The organism is Pseudonocardia sp. (assembly GCF_025965585.1).
In the GTDB taxonomy this organism is placed as follows: domain Bacteria; phylum Actinomycetota; class Actinomycetes; order Mycobacteriales; family Pseudonocardiaceae; genus Pseudonocardia.
Genome location: NZ_JAOPWR010000435.1, coordinates 1 through 3,582, shown reverse-complemented (window position 1 = coordinate 3,582; position 3,582 = coordinate 1). Strand labels below are relative to the sequence as shown.

The 3,582-nt window shown below is 75.6% G+C and carries 4 protein-coding genes and 1 pseudogene; 2 read left to right on the top strand and 3 right to left on the bottom strand.

What is annotated here, in order from left to right:
• Window positions 1–414 (bottom strand): annotated as a pseudogene (locus JWR81_RS26835) (molybdopterin molybdenumtransferase MoeA); the annotation flags it as partial.
• Between the two features lie 170 nt (window positions 415–584).
• On the opposite strand from JWR81_RS26835, the gene JWR81_RS26830 reads away from it, so the two are divergent.
• Window positions 585–1,214 carry a TetR/AcrR family transcriptional regulator gene (locus JWR81_RS26830; protein WP_297658921.1) on the top strand — a complete coding sequence of 210 codons (630 nt, stop codon included), beginning with the start codon at window positions 585–587 and terminating at the stop codon, window positions 1,212–1,214.
• Window positions 1,215–1,230: 16 nt separating this feature from the next.
• Complete coding sequence (locus JWR81_RS26825) at window positions 1,231–1,764, top strand: methylated-DNA--[protein]-cysteine S-methyltransferase (RefSeq protein ID WP_297658919.1); 534 nt, start codon at window positions 1,231–1,233, stop codon at window positions 1,762–1,764.
• 12 nt (window positions 1,765–1,776) lie between these two features.
• Here JWR81_RS26825 and JWR81_RS26820 read toward each other — a convergent pair whose 3' ends face one another.
• Together JWR81_RS26820 and JWR81_RS26815 are read right to left on the bottom strand one after the other, a co-directional pair.
• Complete coding sequence (locus JWR81_RS26820; protein ID WP_297658917.1) at window positions 1,777–2,580, bottom strand: YceI family protein; 804 nt, start codon at window positions 2,578–2,580, stop codon at window positions 1,777–1,779.
• On the bottom strand, window positions 2,577–3,582 hold a 1,006-nt coding region (locus JWR81_RS26815), incomplete at its 5' end, for a collagen binding domain-containing protein (protein WP_297658915.1). The genes JWR81_RS26820 and JWR81_RS26815, both read right to left, overlap by 4 nt.

Genomic DNA, 3,582 nt, shown 5'->3' with positions numbered 1-3,582 from the left:
CGTCTCCTCGCCGCGGCGGCGGATGTGGCGGCCGGGCTCGACCGCGCCCCGCACGGTGGCGCCGGTGCGCTCGCTCCACTCGTAGGGCAGCACGCCGGACGTGCCCTCCGGCACTGTCGCGCCGGTGGCGATCTCGCAGGCCGTGCCGGGCTGCAGCGGAGGCGGGTCGTCGCCGCCCGCCCGTGCCTGGGCGACCACCGTCCACGGTGCGGGCCCGCACACGGCGTAGCCGTCCATGGCGGAGCAGTCGGCGGGCGGGACGGCCACCAGGGCGGGCAGCGGGGCGGCGAGCACCCCGCCGAGGGCGTCGGCGATGGCGACGGGCTCCGCAGGCAGCGTCGGAGCCGCGACGTGGGCCCGCTCACGGGCGTCGGCCCAGGTCGTCAGGGGGCCGTGACCGGGACGTCCGGACACGTCAGCGGTCCCGTGGGTGCAGCCGGCCGGACATGTTCCCACTCTCGCCTACGCGACCGGGCGACGCAAAACCGTGGCGGCACCCGCCGTGCTGGACCCAGGTTATGGAGGATGATGCTGGTACGGCATGCTGTAATGACATTCCACCACAGCGTTCCACAAGGAGTGACGTGCCGACCGGTTCCCGGACCCGCAGCCAGGCGACCCGTACCCTGCGGGCCCGGGCCACGCGGGAGCGCATCGTCGAGGCCGCGGCCCCGCTGTTCGTGGAGCACGGCTACCTCGAGACCACGATGGCCGACCTGGCCCGTGCCGCGGGCGTCGCCGTACAGACGCTCTACCTCTCCTTCGGCAGCAAGGCGGCGGTGCTGGAGGCCGCACTCGCCGCCGTGCGCCAGGACCATCCGTCCGTGGCGGCGTCCGCAGGTCCGACCGGGCCCGACGGACCAGCCGTGCTGGCGCGCCACGTCATCGCGACGGCCGCGGCCGTCGAGCGCAGGCACCCGCTCGACGCCGTGCTGCGCGACGCCGCGGCCGATCCCGAGCCGGCGGCCCTGCTCGCCACCGCCCGGCAGGACGCGCTGGCGGCGCACGCCCGGGCCGTCGACGAGATGGCGGAGCGGCCGGGCTTCACGGTCGAGCTGTCGCTGCAGCGCGCCACGGACGTCGTGGCCGCGCTGCTGTCGCCGGAGACCTACGCGCTGCTCGTGGTCGAGCAGGGCTGGACCACACCGGACTGGGCGGAGTGGGCACTGCGCCACCTCGCGGCCGACCTCTTCCCCGCCGACCGCCGGGGGTAGGGGCCACACTGGGCCCATGGCCCTGAGCTGGACCGTGGTCCCCGCCCCCGCTCCCGTCGGTGCGCTCACCCTGGGCGTCACCGGCCCCGGTCTCGCGCTCGTCGTGTTCGGCGACCACCCGGAGTCCGCGCGGCGGGCCGCCGACCGGCTCGGCGAGCCGCTCGTGCAGGACGCGGCCACGAACGACGCCGCGCGGGAGCTGCGCGAGTACCTGGCCGGCGACCGGCGGGTCTTCGACGTGCCGCTCGACTGGAGCCTGACGGCCGGCTCGCAGCGGCGGGTGCTCACGGCGCTGTTCGAGACGGTGGGCTACGGCGCCACGGTGACGTACGGGGAGCTGGCGGCGCGAAGCGGTTCGGGCGCCGGGCACACGGCGGCCCGGGGTGTCGGGGCGATCATGGGGTCGAACCCGCTGCCGGTGGTGGTGCCGTGCCACCGCGTGCTGGCCGCCGACGGACTGGGCGGCTTCGGGGGCGGCCGCGCGACGAAGGAGTGGCTGCTCGCGCTGGAGGGGGTGCTCACCCCGGCCCTCGACTTCGGACCGGGGTGAGCACGCTCGTCCCTACTGCTCCTGCTGCACGGCCTCGATGTCGATCTCGATGCGCAGGGTCCGCCCGACGTTGAGCAGACCCGCGAGCACCGACTGGTTCCAGGTCATCTCGAACGCGTCCCGCGTGACGTCGGCCTTGGCCGAGAACCCCGCGCGGATCCCGCCCCACAGATCGGGACCGGTGCCCAGGTACTCGACCTCCAGCGGGACGGCCGCGCTCACACCCTTGAGCGTGAGCACGCCGTCCACCACCCAGTGGGTGGCGTCGATGCGGCGCAGCCCGTCGCTCTTGTAGCGGATCTCCGGGTACATCGCGACGTCCAGGAAGTCCGGGCTGCGCAGGTGGCCGTCCCGGTCCTCGTCGTCGGTCTGCACCGCGTTCGGGTCGATCACCACCTCGACGGAGCTGTTCTCCAGCGGATCGGCGACCTGCACCTGGCCGGTGAACCGGCGCAGCCGCCCGTTGATGCGGCTCAGGCCGAGGTGCACCGCGGTGGCCCGGATGCTGGAGTGCCGCGGGTCGATCGTCCAGGTGCCCGGGGCGGGCAGCACCGAACCGCCCGCCCGGGCCAGCTCCAGGACGCCCAGCGCCATGGCCACCCCGCTGACCACGACGCTGCGGGCCTGGGGCTCGTGGCCGGGCGCCGCCACGATCACCGTGTACGGCCCCGGGGCCAGCCCGTCGAGGACGAAGCGCCCGTCGGATCCGCTCGCCACCCGGGACCGCTGCACCCCGGTGGCATCGACCGCCGTGAGGGTGCCACCCGAGATCGGCCAGCCGTCGGGGGTGGTGAGCAGGCCGGTGACCGCGCTCACCGCGCGCCACCCGCGTCCACAGGGCTGACTACGGGATTCGGTGCGGTGGTAGAAGCACCGTTCGCCGCAGGGACGGCCTGGCTGTTCCCGGTGGCGGACCACCCGTTGCCGTTGGCCGAGCCGCTGCCGCCCGCGTGCCCGTTCGACGCGGCCGGGGCCGGGGAGCCGAGCTCCACCGAGGCGGTCGACTGGCCGCCCGCGGTCAGCTGCACCACCTGGGCGACCGGGGCGTACCCGCTGGCCGTGAGGGTGTAGGTGCCGCCGGCGAGGTCCTCGAACACGAACGACCCGTCGGGGCCGGTGACCGTGGACCCGACGACCGTTCCCTCGACGTCCACCAGGGTGGCGATCGCCTCGGCCACGCCGCGGCCGTTGCTCGCCGCAGTGACGGTGCCGACCAGGCGCGAGCGGCGGGGCAGCTCGAGGTCGCGCTCGACCGTGGCGCCCACGTCCAGCCGCACGCTCGTCGCCATCGGCTGGTGGCCCGAGCCCGCCGCGGTGAGGGTGTAGGAGCCGTCGGGCACGCCGATGAGCCGGTAGCGGCCGTCGGGGTCGGTCACGCCTGCGGCGGCGACGTCACCGCGGACGTCGATGAGCGTGACCGTGGCGCCCGCGACGACACGCGCGCCGCCTGCCGGGTCCGGCGTGTGGACGACGCCCACGACGCCGCTCGTGCCGGTCAGCGAGACGTCGTGGCGCACCGGCCCGTCGGAGACGGCCACCAGCGCCGCGTGCGGCTGGTAGGTGCCCGCCGCCGCCACGACCAGGTACGTGCCACCGTGGCTCAGCGGGACGCGGTAGCTGCCGTCGGGGCCGGTGGAGGTACGTGCCTCCTGGCGGCCCGTCGGGTCGGCCACGGTGACGACGACCTGGGCCAGGCCCACCCCGTCGCCGCGGTTGACGGCGCCGAACACCCCGGGACCGTCGGACATGGCGGGCTGGGCGGCCGGGGCCGCGAAGCCCTGTCCGTCGAAGCCCTGTCCGCCGAGGGCCTGCATGCCG

Excerpts from the sequence above, each read along its gene's own strand:
- JWR81_RS26825 (WP_297658919.1), top strand. The coding sequence starts at position 1,231 with ATGGCCCTGAGCTGGACCGTGGTCCCCGCCCCCGCTCCCGTCGGTGCG.